20 protein-coding genes and 1 pseudogene are annotated in these 17,293 nt (G+C 62.8%); 7 read left to right on the forward strand and 14 right to left on the reverse strand.

The genetic code is table 11. The features are described from left to right. Nucleotides 1-114: 114 nt before the first annotated feature. Entirely contained in the window at nucleotides 115-1,116 is a 1,002-nt protein-coding gene (locus tag AC3ANQ_RS05985) for a carbohydrate kinase family protein (RefSeq protein ID WP_488304242.1), read from the forward strand. Nucleotides 1,117-1,405: 289 nt separating this feature from the next. On the opposite strand, the gene AC3ANQ_RS05990 is transcribed toward AC3ANQ_RS05985, so the two are convergent. Both AC3ANQ_RS05990 and AC3ANQ_RS05995 read right to left on the reverse strand, forming a co-directional pair. Further along, complete coding sequence (locus AC3ANQ_RS05990; protein WP_488304243.1) at nucleotides 1,406-2,053, reverse strand: AfsA-related hotdog domain-containing protein; 648 nt, start codon at nucleotides 2,051-2,053, stop codon at nucleotides 1,406-1,408. A gap of 537 nt (nucleotides 2,054-2,590) precedes the next feature. Continuing rightward, nucleotides 2,591-2,749 carry a hypothetical protein gene (locus AC3ANQ_RS05995; RefSeq protein WP_488304244.1) on the reverse strand — a complete coding sequence of 53 codons (159 nt, stop codon included), beginning with the start codon at nucleotides 2,747-2,749 and terminating at the stop codon, nucleotides 2,591-2,593. Nucleotides 2,750-3,482: 733 nt separating this feature from the next. Here AC3ANQ_RS05995 and AC3ANQ_RS06000 point away from each other — a divergent pair. The 3 genes from AC3ANQ_RS06000 to AC3ANQ_RS06010 are packed head-to-tail and all read left to right on the forward strand — an operon-like array spanning nucleotide 3,483 to nucleotide 4,626. Then, on the forward strand, nucleotides 3,483-4,043 hold the full coding sequence (locus AC3ANQ_RS06000) for an RNA polymerase sigma factor (RefSeq protein ID WP_488304245.1): 561 nt from the start codon (nucleotides 3,483-3,485) through the stop codon (nucleotides 4,041-4,043). Next, nucleotides 4,043-4,282, forward strand: coding sequence for a hypothetical protein (locus AC3ANQ_RS06005; RefSeq protein ID WP_488304246.1), 240 nt, complete (start codon nucleotides 4,043-4,045; stop codon nucleotides 4,280-4,282). Before AC3ANQ_RS06000 ends, AC3ANQ_RS06005 begins: the two co-directional genes overlap by 1 nt. Then, entirely contained in the window at nucleotides 4,279-4,626 is a 348-nt protein-coding gene (locus AC3ANQ_RS06010) for a hypothetical protein (protein WP_488304247.1), read from the forward strand. The genes AC3ANQ_RS06005 and AC3ANQ_RS06010 overlap by 4 nt, the downstream gene beginning before the upstream one ends. Before the next feature lie 141 nt (nucleotides 4,627-4,767). On the opposite strand, the gene AC3ANQ_RS06015 is transcribed toward AC3ANQ_RS06010, so the two are convergent. From AC3ANQ_RS06015 to AC3ANQ_RS06030, 4 genes are all read right to left on the reverse strand, one after another. Then, nucleotides 4,768-5,193, reverse strand: a complete 426-nt coding sequence (locus tag AC3ANQ_RS06015; RefSeq protein ID WP_488304248.1) for a hypothetical protein — start codon at nucleotides 5,191-5,193, stop codon at nucleotides 4,768-4,770. A gap of 55 nt (nucleotides 5,194-5,248) precedes the next feature. Next, nucleotides 5,249-5,713 (reverse strand): hypothetical protein, encoded by a 465-nt coding sequence (locus AC3ANQ_RS06020; protein WP_488304249.1) that lies wholly within the window; start codon nucleotides 5,711-5,713, stop codon nucleotides 5,249-5,251. Between the two features lie 723 nt (nucleotides 5,714-6,436). Further along, nucleotides 6,437-7,015, reverse strand: coding sequence for a GNAT family N-acetyltransferase (locus AC3ANQ_RS06025; protein ID WP_488304250.1), 579 nt, complete (start codon nucleotides 7,013-7,015; stop codon nucleotides 6,437-6,439). A 210-nt stretch (nucleotides 7,016-7,225) separates the two neighbouring features. Beyond that, entirely contained in the window at nucleotides 7,226-7,789 is a 564-nt protein-coding gene (locus AC3ANQ_RS06030; protein ID WP_488304251.1) for a dihydrofolate reductase family protein, read from the reverse strand. Nucleotides 7,790-8,246: 457 nt separating this feature from the next. Here AC3ANQ_RS06030 and AC3ANQ_RS06035 point away from each other — a divergent pair, with 457 nt between their 5' ends. After that, nucleotides 8,247-8,657 (forward strand): class IV adenylate cyclase, encoded by a 411-nt coding sequence (locus tag AC3ANQ_RS06035; RefSeq protein ID WP_488304252.1) that lies wholly within the window; start codon nucleotides 8,247-8,249, stop codon nucleotides 8,655-8,657. Here the strand turns inward: AC3ANQ_RS06035 and AC3ANQ_RS06040 are convergent. Next, on the reverse strand, nucleotides 8,644-9,186 hold the full coding sequence (locus AC3ANQ_RS06040; RefSeq protein WP_488304253.1) for a putative immunity protein: 543 nt from the start codon (nucleotides 9,184-9,186) through the stop codon (nucleotides 8,644-8,646). The genes AC3ANQ_RS06035 and AC3ANQ_RS06040 overlap by 14 nt on opposite strands. Before the next feature lie 861 nt (nucleotides 9,187-10,047). Further along, nucleotides 10,048-10,899: a helix-turn-helix transcriptional regulator gene (locus AC3ANQ_RS06045; protein WP_488304254.1), complete on the reverse strand. Its 852-nt coding sequence runs from the start codon at nucleotides 10,897-10,899 to the stop codon at nucleotides 10,048-10,050. Between the two features lie 73 nt (nucleotides 10,900-10,972). Here AC3ANQ_RS06045 and AC3ANQ_RS06050 point away from each other — a divergent pair, with 73 nt between their 5' ends. Further along, on the forward strand, nucleotides 10,973-11,485 hold the full coding sequence (locus AC3ANQ_RS06050; protein WP_488304255.1) for a VOC family protein: 513 nt from the start codon (nucleotides 10,973-10,975) through the stop codon (nucleotides 11,483-11,485). A gap of 120 nt (nucleotides 11,486-11,605) precedes the next feature. On the opposite strand, the pseudogene AC3ANQ_RS06055 reads toward AC3ANQ_RS06050, so the two are convergent. Continuing rightward, nucleotides 11,606-11,976, reverse strand: a pseudogene (locus AC3ANQ_RS06055) (transposase); the annotation flags it as partial. A gap of 290 nt (nucleotides 11,977-12,266) precedes the next feature. Further along, nucleotides 12,267-12,644, reverse strand: a complete 378-nt coding sequence (locus AC3ANQ_RS06060) for a DUF4190 domain-containing protein (RefSeq protein WP_488304256.1) — start codon at nucleotides 12,642-12,644, stop codon at nucleotides 12,267-12,269. Between the two features lie 544 nt (nucleotides 12,645-13,188). Between AC3ANQ_RS06060 and AC3ANQ_RS06065 the strand changes: the two genes are divergently transcribed. Then, nucleotides 13,189-13,725 (forward strand): DUF1003 domain-containing protein, encoded by a 537-nt coding sequence (locus AC3ANQ_RS06065; RefSeq protein WP_488304257.1) that lies wholly within the window; start codon nucleotides 13,189-13,191, stop codon nucleotides 13,723-13,725. Nucleotides 13,726-13,947: 222 nt separating this feature from the next. Here the strand turns inward: AC3ANQ_RS06065 and AC3ANQ_RS06070 are convergent, their stop codons facing one another. The 4 genes from AC3ANQ_RS06070 to AC3ANQ_RS06085 form a co-directional block, all read right to left on the reverse strand. Next, a complete protein-coding gene (locus tag AC3ANQ_RS06070; protein ID WP_488304258.1) occupies nucleotides 13,948-14,979 on the reverse strand; it encodes a LacI family DNA-binding transcriptional regulator in 1,032 nt (343 codons plus the stop codon). 118 nt (nucleotides 14,980-15,097) lie between these two features. Then, a complete protein-coding gene (locus tag AC3ANQ_RS06075; protein WP_488304259.1) occupies nucleotides 15,098-15,238 on the reverse strand; it encodes a hypothetical protein in 141 nt (46 codons plus the stop codon). 115 nt (nucleotides 15,239-15,353) lie between these two features. Next, a complete protein-coding gene (locus tag AC3ANQ_RS06080) occupies nucleotides 15,354-16,172 on the reverse strand; it encodes an ATP-binding cassette domain-containing protein (RefSeq protein WP_488304260.1) in 819 nt (272 codons plus the stop codon). Next, entirely contained in the window at nucleotides 16,169-17,275 is a 1,107-nt protein-coding gene (locus tag AC3ANQ_RS06085; RefSeq protein ID WP_488304261.1) for an ABC transporter permease, read from the reverse strand. Before AC3ANQ_RS06085 ends, AC3ANQ_RS06080 begins: the two co-directional genes overlap by 4 nt. Nucleotides 17,276-17,293: the final 18 nt, after the last annotated feature.

Genomic DNA, 17,293 nt, shown 5'->3' on the forward strand with positions numbered 1-17,293 from the left:
CGTGAACCCTCCTTCCGGGCTTCTGGCCGGAACCTGCCCCGCAACCTCCGGGCAGAAACCACCCCCCAACCAGACACGGAAATATCCTGCCTGCACACGTGAAGAAAGAAGATCATGAAGACCCTTGAACTGGCCCCGGAGCACTCGCGGGTCCTGGACGTCGTCGTCGTGGGCGAGGCCCTCATCGACATCGTCAAGTCCGGCACCGGCACGGTCGAACATCCGGGCGGATCACCGGCGAATGTCGCCTACGGGCTCGGCCGCCTCGGCGTCAGCACAGGCCTGAGGACCGCGATCGGCGAGGACCCGCACGGCCAGATGATCAGGAAACACCTAGACAGCGCCGGGGTGCAACTGTTGCCCGGATCCACCTCGCTGGACAGGACAGCTACCGCGACGGCGACCCTCGCCGTCGACGGCTCTGCCAGCTATGAATTCGACATCCGCTGGGACCTGACCCCGGCCGTTCCGAGCTTCCTTCCCAAGGTCTTCCACACGGGTTCCATCGCGACATTCCTCGCTCCCGGAGCAGCTGCCGTCCGGTCCCTGATGCTGCAATGCCACGCCTCGTGCCTCGTCACCTATGACCCCAACATCAGACCCGCACTGCTGGGAAGCCACCACGAAGCGAAAACAATCTTCGAAGAACTCGTGCCGTTGACCGACGTCGTCAAACTCAGCGATGACGATGCACTCTGGCTATACCCCGGAACACCGCTCGAAGACATTTCGGCCCGGCTCCTCGGCCTGGGCACCGAACTGGCGGTCATCACCACAGGCTCCTCAGGCTCCCTGCTGTCCACCGCCGCCACTCAACTCAGCATCCCCGCGGTGGCAACACAGGTAGCCGACACCATCGGCGCCGGCGACTCCTACATGTCCGCACTGATCCATGGGCTCCTGAACCGCACCGGAGAAGGCCTCGCCCCGTCCGTTCTCGAAAGGATAGGCCGCAGCGCCTCCATGGCAGCCGCGATCACCGTGAGCCGTCCTGGCGCCAATCCGCCGACCTGGATGGAGCTCGACGCAGAGCTGACCAGACATCAATCCATGGATCCGCACGTCCCGACGCGGCAAGCCGTTGAGCTCCCCACTGCCGTTGTCCAAACTGCCTGAGCACTTCTGTGCGATCGCTCGCGAGCCCGGGGCGAGAGACCAGGGGCGCTGGGCGCGGGTTGTACGGGTTGCACAGCGAGGAGCTCCTCGCTGCGTTGCTCTCGCTGCCGGAGAGCTGGCATACTGTGCTTTGGCATGCGGAGGCGCTTGGCGAACCGTCCATCGCCATTGCTCAGGTACTGGGAATTGAGCCGCAAGAGGTCCCGGTGTTACTCGACAAGGCCCGCGCTGGTCTCCGTGCCGCCTACGGAACGCGGCGCCTTCCGATAAACCAGACCGATCGAGCCGATTAGTTGCCAGTGTTCTGGACCTGCGGCGATCTGAGCTCCACGATAGCGCGCATCATGACTTCGCCGTAGCTTTGAATACTCGCAACCACCGTTGCCGGACCCGGGCCGCCGGACGGGGTTTCCAGGACGACCTCGGTTTCAGCTCCGAGCTCGACGATGGACATGAACTGGGCATCAAAGAACGCAAAATCGAGCGATGGATCCATCAGCTGCAGCCGCAAGGCCTGCCGTACTGCTTCGATCAGCACCACGCCTGGAACATGGTCCAGAGGATGATCGACAAGAACAGGGTTTGAGACATCCACGCGCAGAGGCCACCGTCGTTTGCCCGTGTTTCTGCCAAGGACAACGTTCCAGGCCGAATCATGACCGACCATCGCCGCCGAAACCGGAGCCACCCGTCCGGATTCTGGACTGGTCTTGTTCCCCTCGGTGGTTTCGCTGCCGGATCTGAGTCGGTCGTAGACCACGGGATCAACGGTCCTTGCACCGGCCCTTCCGCCCGCGATCCTGATCCCGTCCACAAGAAACGTGGCGGTCGTCTGGAAGTAGCCGACTCCCGTCTTTGATTCCCGGACGTCCGAAACCTGGACGTCGATCCTCACCTCGGCTGGTCTGGCGGGATCCCGGACGGCGTTAGGGGCCATCGAAACGAACATCTCCGGCATAAGGAACCGCAGCAGGGGCCGGCGTCGCAGTCAGCGCCGCCATCGAGGCAGCCGCCAGCAGCCCGGCCACGAGCGACGCGGCGGCCGCTGTCAGTCCACCGGCCTTTGTGCTCCGGGCGGCGAGGCGCGGTCGCCCGATGCCGATGCTCCGCCACTTCCGTCCGCAGTGGTCCCCCCGGCCAAATGTGGTGTGTGGTGGATCATCCCTCTGCCCCCTCGAATCCGGCCTGAAGCCGGGCATACGACATCTGTGTGCGACGGCTTTGACCGAAGAGCCGCACGAAGATGACGCATCTGCGCCGGTGAAGGACTGGCGCTGGGGTTTTCAATATCAGGAGGCACCTCGCGATATGGGTTAGTGACCCTGGTTCGCTAGGACGGGCATGAAGGACGGTTGGTCTTGAGGGGTACGTCGTCACAACTCGATCCCAAGGCCAACCGTCTCGCCTTTAACTCCCGCCCTGCAGGGACGTGACGAACCATCCGCCGTCGACGCTGAGGATTGCGTGTCTGACTTCAGGCAACGGTAGCGATCACGACCATCAGCGCCCAGAACGTGGTCCGGTTCACGCGGTGTTTGGAGCCGACAAGGTACAGTGCCACGGCGCCGGCCGCGACGCCGAAGGAGACTGGCTTCAGAGGCGTTGAATCCTGGCCAATAATGCTGCGGCACAACGCAAATCCATATATGCCGGGTCGTCGGGAGCGCCCGGGCAAAGGACATGGCGCCAGAATGACGTTCTTAGATGAACGAGTTCGTCAGGAATCAGCGGCTGGCTGGTTAGGTCTAGGTGCAGGCGCAGTGGTTGCCCATGCTGTCCGGCGGCCAACGACCCCCAGCCGACGGACCGTGGACTGCACAAAGTGAACGGACGTGAGACCTCCGTGAACTACCCCGGACGGGCGGTACCCAGCGAAAGGCGATGTCGGCTGGGCACCGCCCTTCTGTGGTTGAACGTTTTCGTGATGGGTGGTCAGGTGCAACGGAGTCTTATCCGTGACGGGCGCCGCGGACATGTCACGGAGCAGATCAGCCTGAACGCCCCGGCCCTTGCCGAGAAAGCAGCCTACGAAGGGCGGCCAACTGTCTATGGTTCCGTCATTGCCTACGAACTCGCCCACTTCGTCGGTGAAGCCTACGTTGGTGCCTCAAGGCCGGGAATACAGTCGGGTCGGCCCTGTTTTCGGCCTCATATTTTAAGATTCCACTAATTTTTCGTTTTCCGCGTCATGAAACGTGCCCGTTTCCGGTGAAAAGGGTAAGGGAAGCGGTGGGGCGTTCCCGGTTCCTTTTGGTCTCAGGGAAGTAGAACGGGCAACGGCAATGCACATAGTTGAATACGTTTCATCAGGGGAGGGGCACCAGATCACTGGGCCTACAGCTGGGCCGAGGGCACCGGAGGGGCCTTTGGGTCCTGAGTCGGATCTGCTGGACGGTGTCCGTTCCGGGGATCCGCAGGCGATGGCGGTTTTGTATGCCCGGTACCGGGAACCGGGCATACGGTTCATCGGCGGCCTCATGGATGGGTCCCAGGACGCCGAGGACGTGTTCCATGACGCGTTCGCCAAGGCTGTGGGCGCGATCCGGAATGGCTACGGGCCGACGGATATTTTCGGGCCGTACCTGAATACGGCGATCCGGTCAGTGGCGAACACCTTCTGGAAGAAGCAATGCCGTGAGCAGCCTGCCCCGGACGAGGACCTGGACCCGGGACCCTACGAGGATCCGGGCCTGGAAACCGCGCTTGCTTTGTTCGAACACGAACAGATCGCGGCCGCGATGCGTTCCCTGCCGGTGCGTTGGCGGACGGTGCTCTGGCACGTCGAGGTTTTGGGGGAGGCGCCCCGGGACATCGCCCCTCTGATGGGGATTGGCGCTAACGCCGTCTCGGCCCTGCTGATCCGTGCCAGGGCAGGCCTGCGGGCCGCGTATGAGAGACAAACCGTCCTGGATCAGGCCGCCGGCTAATGAGCGAAAACTTCGAGGAGACCATGAACACCCAAAGCAAGCCGGGCGAGGAGGGAAATGAGCCCGCCGTGGTCGACGTCGACGCCGCCAAGATGCGCGAACTCTCCGACACCTATGTGCTGTACCGGCAGGCCCTGGTCGAACCGGGGGACCCCGTGAACCTGCTGGCCAAGACCAGGGACGTCCTGGCCGCCGTACGTGAGGTCATTACCGACCCCGAACGGGGCATCCGAAGATGATCGACATCAATCTCCTGGTCTATGCGGGAACGCTCGCGGTGTTCCTCATCGCAGCCTTGGCCGTGGGCGTCCTCTGCGTCGTGGTCTTCACCGTCGTGGTCTTCACCGTCCTGGCCGCCCTGTCAGGAGTCGCCGGTGCCCGGAGGCACAACCGCACCCAGTCCGACAAGACGGAAGCATTGGACTTGGAGGATCTTCTTCCGGACGGATCCCTTTCCGAGATGACCGAACGGATCCGCACACCCTCCAGCGAGCAGCCGCCAGCTCCGGGAGATGACTTGCCGGGGCACCCGGCCGCTGTTTTGCGGCGCCTGGGCCAGCCACGGCTGTTCCAGCACACCTAAGCACCGCGTTTCAATCGCCAGGGGGTTACATGGCCGCGGAGGCGACGCCACCGATCACGAAACCCGCGACGGCGGTCTTGCGGAACCGTTGACACGCGTGGCTTTGCACGACGGGGAAGAAGATCGGCCCGTGCGGCTGATTTACCTCGACGGAGGGGTGCGGAACCTCGGACACAGCGTCATGGCTATTTGACGCAGGGGATGGCGCCGCCTTGGAGGGCCCCGGTGGAATCCGCGTAGACGTTGCTCGCAGGTGCTGGCGGGGTGGCTTCTGGTTGGGTTGCAGCCTCCGAGACGGGTGGGGCTACGGGTGCGGACGTCCCGGGCGCGGCGGCTGCGGGAGCGGCTGTCGCCGGCGTCGCGCGCTGCCTGGTAGGTCGCGTCGTCGTCGGGCTTGCCTGCATTGATCAAGGAGGTCTTCGCCGCCGCGAAACCGTAACCGTACGCCTCTTTGATTTTGGCGTTGAACGGGCCGCTTCCGGGGATGCCACTGACCTGGACGTAGTCGTCGCGGGGAATCGAGATACCCGTCGCCTTGGAACCGTCCGCTGGGATGTGGATGAGCATCAGGACGTTGGAGTTGTAGAGGCTGCCTCACCGCCGGAATTGGCGTGGTAGTTGCTCACAGCTGAAGGGCACCTGGAGCTGATGCTGTTTTCTGGAATGTTGAGGCTTTGCTGGCCAAGGAGCCGACCTTCCACAATGGTCCAGCTGACTCAACAGTCAGGACAACATCAGGGCGGAGCAACCGAAAGACGATACCAGGACGTCGGTCATCGAAGACCTCTGCGGCCGGGTGAACGCTCAGATGCCCTCCGTTTACCAACGCGCGGAGAACGTCCTCGACGCCCAGCGGTATTCCAGCGCGTCGTGCGAGCTCTGCCAGGTACGTGACGCCGGCACAGCGGCCGTCCGTGAACTCAACCCTGTCTACCATCCCCAAAAGGACAATCAAGACGGCGCGCTGAACCTCAGGTATTTTCAGTCCGTTGATCCACCGAATGTACACAGCGTGTTGCTGTTCATAGCGAACTTGCGTCGCGGCGCCAGCAGACCGCTTCAGGCCGAAGGGCACCAACGTAGCCATTTCAATCCTTTCATTCATATCCGGACACAATCTCAGCCGCTTACGGGTGTGGGTGAGTTCTGCGCGGGTCTTTACTCGACGCCTCCCTGGAGTTCACCCAGGATGTAGAGACAGCCGGCCCGGTCCGTGTCCGTCATTTGGGGGCCGATCGTCCAGGTTGTCCGACCGGCAAAGCAGGTGCCGGAGAGACTGAGGGAACCACTAAAACCCTCACCTGCGCAGGGATATTGACCTGCTGCCTACTGAATCCTGACGGCAACGGCAATCATGCCCAAACCAACCCGCAGCTGAGGCCGACACGACAAGAATTGCGGTCTGACCGCTCACCGGGCGGACAGTGCGATACCGCGGGCCAGCAGACCCGGGGGCACTGAGGAGGCCCGTTCGGTGTGGCGGCCTGGGGCGGTGCCGGTTCCAGGTAGGGATCATCACGCCATCAGGCTGCGGGGACTCCCTATCTGCCCAAGGCTGACCGGTCAGGACGCTCTCGCTTGGCATGGTCGGCCAGGCCTGCGTGTCCTCCGGCCTGGCCGCTGACATTGCCCATCCCCGTTCCGCTCCACCCATCTGCTGATCCGATGACAACGGTGCACCGAGTGACCGTTGCATTCCGGCTACCGGCCTCGGGGCCAGTTATGCGCTTTGCTCGACGGGCTTCTGTTTCAATGAGTCCCTTCAGCCGATAGCCATGATTTCCGGGAAATGAGGGGAAAACATTGATGCCTACGGTGACAAGCGCGTCTTCAGCCTGTCCTGCACGTCAGGCCAGTCCAGGTCGGTGATTGAATAGAGGACACTGTCCCGCACGTGGCCGGTCCAGGTGATGCGATCGCGACGCAGAACGCCCTCGCGCACGGCCCCCAGTTTGGCGATCGCCGCTTGGCTTCGGGTGTTGCGCAGGTCAGTCAGCAACTCCACCCGGCGCGCCCCACACTCGAAGGCGTACTGAAACATGAGGAGCTTGGATTCCGCGTTGACATAGCCGGAACGCGCGTCCGGATGCAGGAACGTCCCGCCGATCTCCACGCACTGGCGCTCGGGCCTGATGTTTAGAAAACTGGTGGTGCCGACGATGCGCTGGTTCGAGCGGTTGCGGATCGCGTAAGCGATCCACTGGCCTGTGCTGATCTGGCGGTTGAGGTTGCTCCACCAGCCGGCAGAATGCGCCCCCTGCCCACTCATGGCAAATAGGTCCCAGGCCGCGGAGTCGCAATCAAGCGCCCGGGCCACCGGCCGCTTCAAGGCATCCTCATATGGCTCCACACGGACCCTGCTCCCGTGCAGCGCAACGTTCTCCAACATGAATCCATTTCCCGACACGTGATTCCCTTTCATAAGCCACCCCAGTCCCACCGGAGGCGAGTCTGTCCCATTGGACCTTCCCGCGACCGAAAGCGGCCGCTGTGCCGCCCGACTTACAGCGAGGCAACCAAGACACAGTATTCCCTGATTTCGGGCCCCACCCTGGCCGGTGGCGGTGGAGACTTCCCCGACCGCGCGGAGGAATCACGCTCAGCGCCTCGTCTCGTACCTGGTCAGGACCACGCCCCCGGGAAACGTCCGCGTCTCCACCAAGTTCAGGTTCACCCAGCTGTCCAGCGAGGTGAAGAACGGAGTGCCGCCGCCCACCAGAACCGGACATGTGGCTAGCGCGTATTCATCGATCAGCCCGGCCCGCATAGCCGCCCCGGCGAGCGTTGCGCCGCCGACGCTCATCGGGCCGCCGTCCCCGGCCTTGAGCCGGGTGATCTCGGCGATCGCGTCGCCGGTGACCAGCCGGGTGTTCCAGCCGACCTTGTCGATCGTCGAGGAGAACACCACCTTAGGCGTGTCCCGCCAGTTCCGCGCGAACTCGATCTCCGCCGGGGTGGCATTGGGCTGCCGGTCGCCGGTCGGCCAGTAGGAGCTCATGGTCTCCCAGAGCTTGCGGCCGTACAGCGACAGGCTGCTAGCCCGCTCCTGGTCGAGCCACCACTGGAACAGTTCGTCGCTCGGCCCGCTCCATCCGATGTCGTCGCCGGCCGCGGCGATGTAGCCGTCCAGGGTCAGATTCATGCCGTAGATCAGTTTCCGCACGGCACTAGCCTTCCGTCTCGTAGTGGTCGAGGGCGTCATTGAACTCTGCCATCCCGCATATGATCGGCAGCATCCTGTCCCTCATGGAGCCACCGTAACTGCCCATGATCTGAATGCCATAGCCTTCGGTCAGCGTTTCAACTGAGCTGCCCGGTGAAGGTCGGTTAGTGAGACACCATCCCTGCCTGGGGTCCTCAAGACGTCCCGATGTACGCTTTCCCCATGAGCAATGGCTCGGAGGGCAGTATGTGGCGCCGGATCCTGCAGATGCTTAGGAACTTATTTGCAGATGGCGGCCCACTAGCGCTTGGATGGGGCTTCGGCAGACGGAAGAATCAATAAGCCATGCACAACACCTCTGGTGCGCCAACCCGTCATGGCGGCAGCCGGACCGCCCATTCGAAGGGCCTACTTGTTAATGGGTCTATTCAAAGCGAGGCTCATGGTCTGGCCTGGCATGAGCTCCCCGGACGGCGTGTCCGCGAATTCGTACCAGACGGGGGTAGCCCCCGCGAGTGGGCGATTCGCCGATCGCAACTGGGTCACGAACATCGAAATCAAAGCGGGTGTGGCCAGTATCGAAAAGCTGCTGCCGGTGGTCGCGTCTTTGGCGGACGCGGGACCTGAGCATGTTGTGCAGGACGACACCTTTTTCTCCTGCCCGAACGGCAGGCTCAAGCTTCGGGTTCTCCGCGATGGCTGCGGCGTGCTGATCTATTACCGCAGGGCAGACGAACTCGGCCCGAAGCCTTCGTTCTATGTCCATTCGGAAACTTCGGACCCGGACGGGCTCCGATCAGTCTTGGCTGTTGCCTACGGCGAGTTGGGCGAGTTCGGAAGCACCGCATGGTGTTTCAAGTCGAGATAATGACTATAGCCGCCTGAATCTTCCGAATGATTGACCCAAGAAGGCCCGACGCGAGAAGTCCGGAACCTAGCGGGCCCGCGGAGTCCTCACCAAGTGGCGGCAACTGCTGAAGCGCCGCCCTCACTTGAGCATTCATGTGCTCGAGTTGCCAGGAGATCTCGTCGGAGATGGCCGTGGGCTGATCCGGAGCGGCCAACCCGGCCGCTTTCGCGGCGTAGGCGGCTGCGCCGAGAGCGTGCGCGCCCATGTGAGCGACGCCGGCGGCTTGTCCAGCAGCCCGGGCGGCCGCCACGGCCGCAGGAGAGCTCACTGCGTGCGCGGCCCGACCAGCAACGAACCGCCGGCTAATCTCACCGGCGGCGCCAAGTTCACCGTGAGCAAACGCCCGAGTACGAGCGATGGCATCACGTGGTCGGCCGTCTGTCGGGGCCTCCGTCTCGAACAGGACCAAGACTCGCTCAGCACAGTCAGCCGCCCACGCTGCGACGATGCGGCGATCGGCTTCGCTCAGTGACTGCGGGGAAGACATGGCAAAATTTTCACACATCTGCCCGCAGGACGATCCGCCAACGGGACGGCTGGGATTGGCGAGCACGCCAAATAGCGCTGCGAAAAGAGAGCCATATAGCTCTGCGACTCACAGACAGGGAGTTGGGAGCTTGCAGGAACCGGCTGCGTCCGTGCACGAAAACGAACTTTTTCTCCGCTGCCGTTCCCAGCAGCAGACGACGGCGCCTACCGCAGCCCTCGTCTCGCGTATCGCTTCGGTACTATCAGGCATGGGCAGAAAGAACTACCTCGTCGAAGGCGGTTCCGGCACCGGCAAGACCTCGGTCTGCGACGAATTGCGGCGGCGCGGTTATCACGCGATGGGTGCTCACCTGCTGGCCTGCATGGCTGCTGCGAGCGTGCGGTACATCAGCCCGGAATTCTGGCTGGCACGGTCAAACCCGAGGCGGTGCAATGCCTGTACCTGTACGTCCGTGGTCGTGAACACTATGGCCGCCCAACCGGGGCTGAGATCCGGTACTAGGGTCCGCAACGCGACTTCGAGTTCGTCGGCGGTGGTTTCCGGGTCGTGGACCAGGGCGCCAACGATCCACAGCTGCCTGACTCCATGGCTCCTTTTCCACCTCCGCGCATTCAGCCTGAGGCCACGAGCGGTGGAACCTTATGGACGGCAAGATGGCCGCTATCCAGCCGAAGATCATCAAGACGAATGCCATCACCACCCCGAAGCTGTAGGAGGCGGGAACAGTCGTGGACGCGAGGGTTCCGAGTGCAATGCCGCCGGCTACCCCGAGCAGAACCCTGAACACGGACAACCCGCGATACTCACGCTCCGTCCCTGCTACGGCCGCGGCGTAGAGGACGACGCCGGCACGGTAAGTCAGTGCGCGTTTGTCGTAGCGGGTGGCAATGGTGCGCCATTGACCTCGTTATGATTCCCGGCTAGGCCCTCAAGGACTGATCGCCGGTACGTGCTTGGTGCGAATCCCAGGGTCTTTTGAAAGTCGTTCGTCAGATGGGCATGATCGGTGTAGCCGAGCTCGGCAGCGATCGCCGCGAGGTCTGCCGCCGGGTCGGTCCGTGACCGGTCGGCGGCCTCCTGCAGGCGGCGCCTTCGGATCAGCGCGGACGGACTCAGGCCGATGTACTTCCTCGCCATCCGTTGCAGGGTTCGCGGCGATACAAACAGGCGCGCCGCAACGTCCTCAAGGCGGGTCACCTCGGTACATTTTCCGATCAGGTCCATCATCGCGTTGGCAAGAATGCCCTCCTCGGAGACCTCCGTGTCCTGCGCCACCAGCCAGCCGGTGAACGCCTCCACCGCGCGTTGCCGGCGTTCCCGCGGATCGGTTCTGCTCATCGCCACCGCCACCGAGGCCTGGAGGTCCCCGAGCGGAAGTGTCAGCTGGGCATCCCGCAGGCTTCCCGGATTATCCGTAAAATGCGGCACCAGAGCGGGGCGCAGGAGGGCCCCGACCGCCCAGCCCCGGCCCTTGAGGTCGCGATGTGACCGACGGGTTGTTGGGCCGGCGAACTCAACAAGATCCGGCCCGACCACAAGGTTGGACGTCGGGAACGCGATCAGGTGCTGGCGTGACGCATGCCCCGGTTCAATGTCCCATTCGGGGATCCAAAACCACTGCACCAGGTCCGTCACGGACGCGGGCGCAGGCACGCGGTGAAACGTGGGAAGCCGGGCCGGGTAGAGGATTCCCCTGAACGAACCCACCATGGGCGGACACTCCAATCCGGGCTGTCGCAATTCTCCAAGGCGCCGGGGCAGGCCCGCGCGTACCGTGAGATCCATGGATGATACTACAAGCCCCGAACTGACCGCCGCTGCCGATGGCAAGCACACAAAATCCGGCATCCCGCACGGCTTCACCAGCCTCACCCCGTTCCTTGCGGTTACGCCTGCCAAGGAGGCGATCACCTTTTACCAGGACGTTTTCGGCGCGCGGACCATCAATGCCACCGAGATCGGCGGAATCGTGGTCCACGCCGAACTCGACTTCGGCCAGGGCCGGCTCCAGATCGGTGAGCCCAACCCCGACTACCACCTCGTCCCGGCACCGAACGGCGACGATGACTGCTACTCCGTCGGCTTCTACTGCGCTGATGCGGACGCCATCGTTGCGCGGGCCGAGCGGTCCGGGGCCACCGTCCGGGAGCCGCTGTCCACCTTTGTCTCAGGAGACCGGTTCGCCAGCATCCGGGACCCCTACGGGGTGCGTTGGTCTATCATGACCCGCGTAGAGGACCTCTCCGAAGAGGAAAGCGCGCAGCGCGTCACTGACTGGGCCGCCAAGCAAGGCTGAACCGAGGCATCTCACCAACGCGAACAGCCCGTTCCCTGCCTCCACACGCCAGCTGCCGCCGTTGTCCGCGGTGGCCCGGCCGAGGCGCAGCCCGGACTGGGGCGTGTCTCCTAATGCTGTCAGCCAGATGCTGATGGCGCGAAGGACGGCGCCGCCTCGGTAGGTGAGGGCGAGCTTGTCGTAGCGGGTGGCCAGCCCGCGCCACTGCTTGAAGCTATTGAAGATCCGTTCGACGACGTTCCTGCCTTTGTAGTCTTCCTTGTCAAAGGCCGGAGGTCGTCCGCCGGTGGTGCGCCCCGGGAATCCGCCAACGTCAGCAGCTCGGCCAGGATCTTGTCCCATGTACCGTCGCCGCTGTAGCGGCGGTGCCGCTTCCAGATCGTCTGCCAAGGGCCGAATCCGCTAGGAACATCACGCCATGCGATCCCGCACCGATACCGGTAGATGATGCCCTCGACCACACGCCGGTCATCCCGGAACGGACGACCCCGGCTTCAACTATTACATCGACTTCACCAGGACGCCCCCGGGGCACGGGGCCGGCGAGCCGGTGATCGAACGGACGTCACGATGGTGGAACTGCTAATGCGGCGAGTGCTGCCATGAACGACCACACATCACCAGCGTTCAGGTCTTCCCTGGGCAAGTTTTCGGACATTCAGTTCACTCCGCATCGGGCCGGTCGGACTCATGGTCCCGGGAAGCCCAGCGGCATTCACGTCGGTGGCCCTTGTTCAGGGTTTCTCGCCTTGACCACCGGTGGTCGCGGGTCGCGCCGTTGTCAGCTCCGGTACGCAGTCCCTGTGCTGGGAATGTGCGCCATTATCGAGGAGAACACGGCGATATAGATGATGAAGAACACGATTATGAACGCGACGCCGACATAGCCAATGATCAGTCCGGCCAACGCCATACCGCGCCCGTTCTCGCCCGTGCGCTTGATCTCGGACAGGGCGATGTGGCCTGTGACCACGGCGGCCGCGCTGAACATGAAGGCGCTGATCAGCGAGATGATGGCCAGCACGTTCGTCCTCGGCTGGGCCGCATAAAGATGCGTCGGCCCCGCCTCGCCGTAGGGGCCGGGATGGGCCGGCGTCGGCCACTGTGGCTGTCCGAGGGCGCCGGCATTGGGGACAGAACGGTTCATTGGGCTAGACATTCTTGTTGTTCCTTACTCTTGGAAACGGATTCCGACACGCACGGCCAGCAAACAGGGAGGTCACTCACCGGGAATCAGAGCACGCCACGACGGCGGGACGCCATACAGTGAAACCCAGCGCACCGCTGTTCATGACGCCGCCGGGCTTATTGGGGCACACAGGCAGCGGCCCCCGCACCTGCCGACCCGGGCGCGAACGGACACGATGATCGCCGGTGCCCACGGTGGCACTTGGCTGTAGGCGGTACTCGCGCTCGTTGGTCTCATCTGGGGTTCTGTCTACGCGTCGGTGACGGAAAACCAGCCCATCGCTGTCGGACAACTTCCCTAGTCGATGTCGTTAGGTCGACGAGTCAATGATCTCTATCTCCGATTCCGGCTCGACTGTCGGAACAGCAGGACGCGTGTAAACCGCGGCCCAACACCAGCGCAATAGGCGGACCGTCATGTTTGGCGGAGACGTTTGTTAGACATCCGTGCCGCGTCCTGCAGACGCGCAGCGCCCACTCCAAATGGATTCGCCGCGAACAAAGGGATTGAACCCATGACACAACAGACCGGAACCCGATCGACGTCCATGACGGGCGATCTTCCGCATTCACGCTCCTATCTGAGGCCTACGCGGTTGCTCTCTCAAAATGAGCGGTCGAAGCTCCATCCATCGGTCCTGGCGGAGGCCGAGCGCCGGGCTGCAAGCATTCAGCTTCGAGTCGCGGATGCGATCACGGCCTTCGCTGGATCGATGAACTTCGTCTACCTGCACATTTTGCTTTTCGCTGTGTGGATGCTCGTGTTCGAGCAGAGTCCGTGGCCGACGTTGACGCTGATCGTCTCGTTGGAAGCGATCTTCCTCTCGACGTTCGTCATGATCGGACAGAACCGTCAAGCGGCTTTCCAGCAGGTGAAGGCAGACCGTGACTACCACGCCCAGGAGCAACTGCTCGAAGAGAACACCGACCTGACGCGTGCGGTTCACGAGCTCACCGCCCAGATCCACGCGCGGATCCTGGCGGACGTCACAGCATCCGCAACCAGGGAAGCCACGTCCGCAGCGAAGCAGGACGCACTGACATATCCGTAGCGGGGTTAGTTCCGGAATCTTCGCTACTTGAGGCTCATCGACGCCTGAGACGTTCGCGGTTTGGTCTCGATCAGACCTCGGCATTCACGAAAGTGGAAAGATCTCCTCACGCTCAGGGCGTCCCTTATCCAGATAACGAATCCGTCGCTGGTCCTGGACTCGACCGTTCCAACCTAGTCCCGACCCGGCGCATCTGAACGACTACCAAGGCGCGTCAACCACTTAGGGGGCCGCAGCTGTTGAGCTGCGCACGATCAGACGCGGCTCGAGCATGCGCTCGATGACAGGATGGGCGGGGTTGGCAAGCCTTTCGAGGGCTGTGATTCCGGCAGTCCGTCCAAGCTCCAGCGCGTGGAGATCTACAGAGGTCAGATCGATTCCGTGGAGTCTGGCGATTCTCGAGTTGTCGTAGCCGACGAGGGAGAGGTCCCGTGGGACCTCAAGGCCGTGTACGTAGGCGCTCTCGCGGACGCCGAGCGCCATCTCGTCGTTGTGCGCGAAGACGGCGGTCGGCCGGTCCAATGCTCCGAAGAGTTGATCGGAGGCTTGCCTCGCCGCTTCCTGGGTGTAGTCGTGGACAAACACCACCTGCGGTACGAGGCCGGCTTCGCGCATGACCTTTTCGTAGGTCTGCCGACGCTCCTCATAGCCTTGGTGCGTTGGTCCGGTCACATGGGCAACGCGGGTGTGTCCGAGCCTGAGCAGATGCTCTGTAGCGGCCCGCGCGCCCGCAATGTCGTTTGAATACACGCTGTCAACGCCTTCCACGCGCCGCGTGACGTTCACGAGGGGCACGTTCCTCGCGAGTTCCTGCACGTCCGCGTCAGGCTCGAGGAGCGTCGCCGCGACGACGACCCCTACCCGCGCTTCGATGAGCGAACCGATCGATCCTTCGTCGACGCTGCCTCTGGAGTGGGAAACGCTGAGGATGAGGCGTTTCTTCATAGGGGAGAGGGCCTCGCGCACTCCGCTGAAAATATCAACGTAAACCTCATTGCTGAGGTCTAGAAGGAAAAGACCGACGGTAGACGGGCGTTTTCTTGCCAGGTCCGCGGCAGCTGCATTGTGCCGATAGCCCAGAAGTTTTGCCGCGTCGAAGATTGCCTGCTTGGTCTCATCGCTTACGCCAGGTGCCCCGCGGAAGGCAAACGATACGAGTGTCCGAGACACACCCACCTCGCGCGCAACATCTTCCTGAGTAATTGAGTGAAGCCGCCCTGAAGGCTTAGTGCGAGTCACGCGCACAACCTGCACTGCCAAATGGTGCCGACAACATGTCTTTTCTACCTTACATTTTGCTGACTATTATACGGGAAGTGTCTAACTCACCTCGGGCCGTCACGAGAAATTGCCAGGATTCAACGAACAAGGGCTAATGCATTACCTGACCGTCGCTGACGTTCAGGGCCTCGGCCCCTGCCTGGGTGAAGGATGAAGCGGTGGCGAGGCCGGTTGCATCTGCCGTGCCGGTGACCAGGACGCGCTTGTGCCTGAAGGCCCAGTTGCTTTGCACCGTGGCTTGTTCTCCGTTCAGCTGCCTGAGGTGCGCCTTCCCTGCGGCGGCTTGACTTTGCTGCGCATCATCAACCGCCGCAGGGAGACGGATAGCTCTGACCGGTGGGGCCAGCTCAGGCGAGTGCCCGGCCCTCGCGGAATCGTTTGATGCCTTCGGCGCCTTCAACGACGGCGGCGGTAAGCTCTTCGACGGAAGTGTCTTCGCGGCGGATGTCGAGGATTTTACGGCCGTGGTTCATGACGATGTGGCGGTCGCAAACCTTGAAGGCGTGGTGGAGGTTGTGGGTCACGAGAACCGAGCTGACTCCTTCGCTCTTGAGCTGGAGGAGATAGTTCAGCAGGGCTTCGGTGGCCCTGACGGCGAGTGCCGAGGTTGGCTCATCGAGGATGAGGAGTGATCTCTTGAAGTGGACGGCTCGAGCGATCGCCACGGCCTGGGCCTGCCCGCCGGAGAGGGATCCGACGAGCTGCTTCGCGCTCTTGATGCCCTCGATGTGGACCACCGAGTCGAGGATCTCGGTAGTGATGTCGTCCATCTCCTTGATCTTCATGAAGCCGAACCGGTTGGTGATCTCCCGGCCGGCGAAGATATTGCGGGTGATGGACATCGTTGGTATGAGGGCCGAGTCCTGGAAGATGGTCTCCACACCGCGGCGTTCCGTTTCGGGCCGGGTAACCTTGGCGACTTCCTCGCCGTCCCAGAAGTACTGTCCGCTGGTCATCGGTACGACGCCGGACATGATCTTCACCAGGGTCGATTTGCCTGCACCGTTATCACCAAGGAGGCCGACTACTTCTCCCTTTCCGATCTCGAAGGAAACGTCTTTGAGGACTGTGTTGGGGCCGTAGCTCTTGACGATTTTGTCGATCCGGAGGAGCGGTCCGCCGTTCGTCGTCATGCTTGATGCCATCTCTGGGGCTTGGGAAGTCATGATGCTTTGCCTTCCATGAACTTGTTGAACACCGCGGCGATGACGATCGCGACGCCGAGGAAGAGCTGGACGTAGAAACCTGGCGCCTTGGCCAGGATGAGGCCGTTCTGGATCGTCTGGATCAATGCGGCGCCCACGATCATGCCGGTGATCGAGCCTCGGCCTCCGGTGAGTGAGCATCCGCCGACAACTGCTGCTGCCACCGCGAGAAGGGTGTAGTCAGCGGTCGTTCCCGGCTGCATGCCTGAGGTGCGGCCCACGATAAGGACTGCGGCCAGGCCGACCATGAGCCCGAGGAATGCGAAGGCCTGGAGCCTGACCGCGCGGGGCTTGATCGATACGGCGGCCGCGGCGGCGGCATTGCCGCCGACCGCGTAGATTTTGTTGCCGGCCTTGTGGCGGTGCAGGTAGAACCAAGCGACAATACCGATGACGACCATCCATACGACCTGTGAGCGGAAGTAGCCGTAATCACCTGCGAGGATGTTCACCGCTTCCGGCGTGCGGACGCCCGGGAGGAACGTTGCCGGGGTGAGGCCGTTGATGAAGATCGACGCACCGGTCCAGAAGAAGCTCATGCCGAGCGTCGCGATGAAGGAAGGGATCCTCGTGTAGACAACTATCAGGCCGTTGATGATACCGATCACGATCGTGCTGGCCACGGCTGCAAGCAGGCCGACAAACCAGTCGGTCTGGTTGGAAACGCGGATGAACACGACGCCGGCGAAGCCGATCATCGCCCCGACCGAGAGGTCGAACTCGCCGCAGATCATCAGGACCCCGACGCCGATGCCGAGGATCGCCAGCGCAGGGATGCTCTGGGACAGGACGCCGGACAGGTTGTCCTTGGACAGGAACGGGAACGAGCCCGGGCTCACGGCGCTGTAAACCGAGAATGCGACAAGGATGACGACGAAAACAACGCCGATCTCAAGGGCGCCGCGGCCCCGCAGGTAGTACAGGTTTTCCTTCAGCTTGCCCGACAAAGTGGTGGGCCTGCTGTCGGCGAGGCGCCGCCTTGTCGGCGTCTCGTCCATGGCGAGCGCCGGAGTAGGGAGCTGTCCGCTCCCGACGGGTGCCGTCGGATTCTTGATGTTGGCCATTTCGGCTCTCTCAATTCT

The organism is Arthrobacter sp. DMZ02-1R (assembly GCF_057747935.1).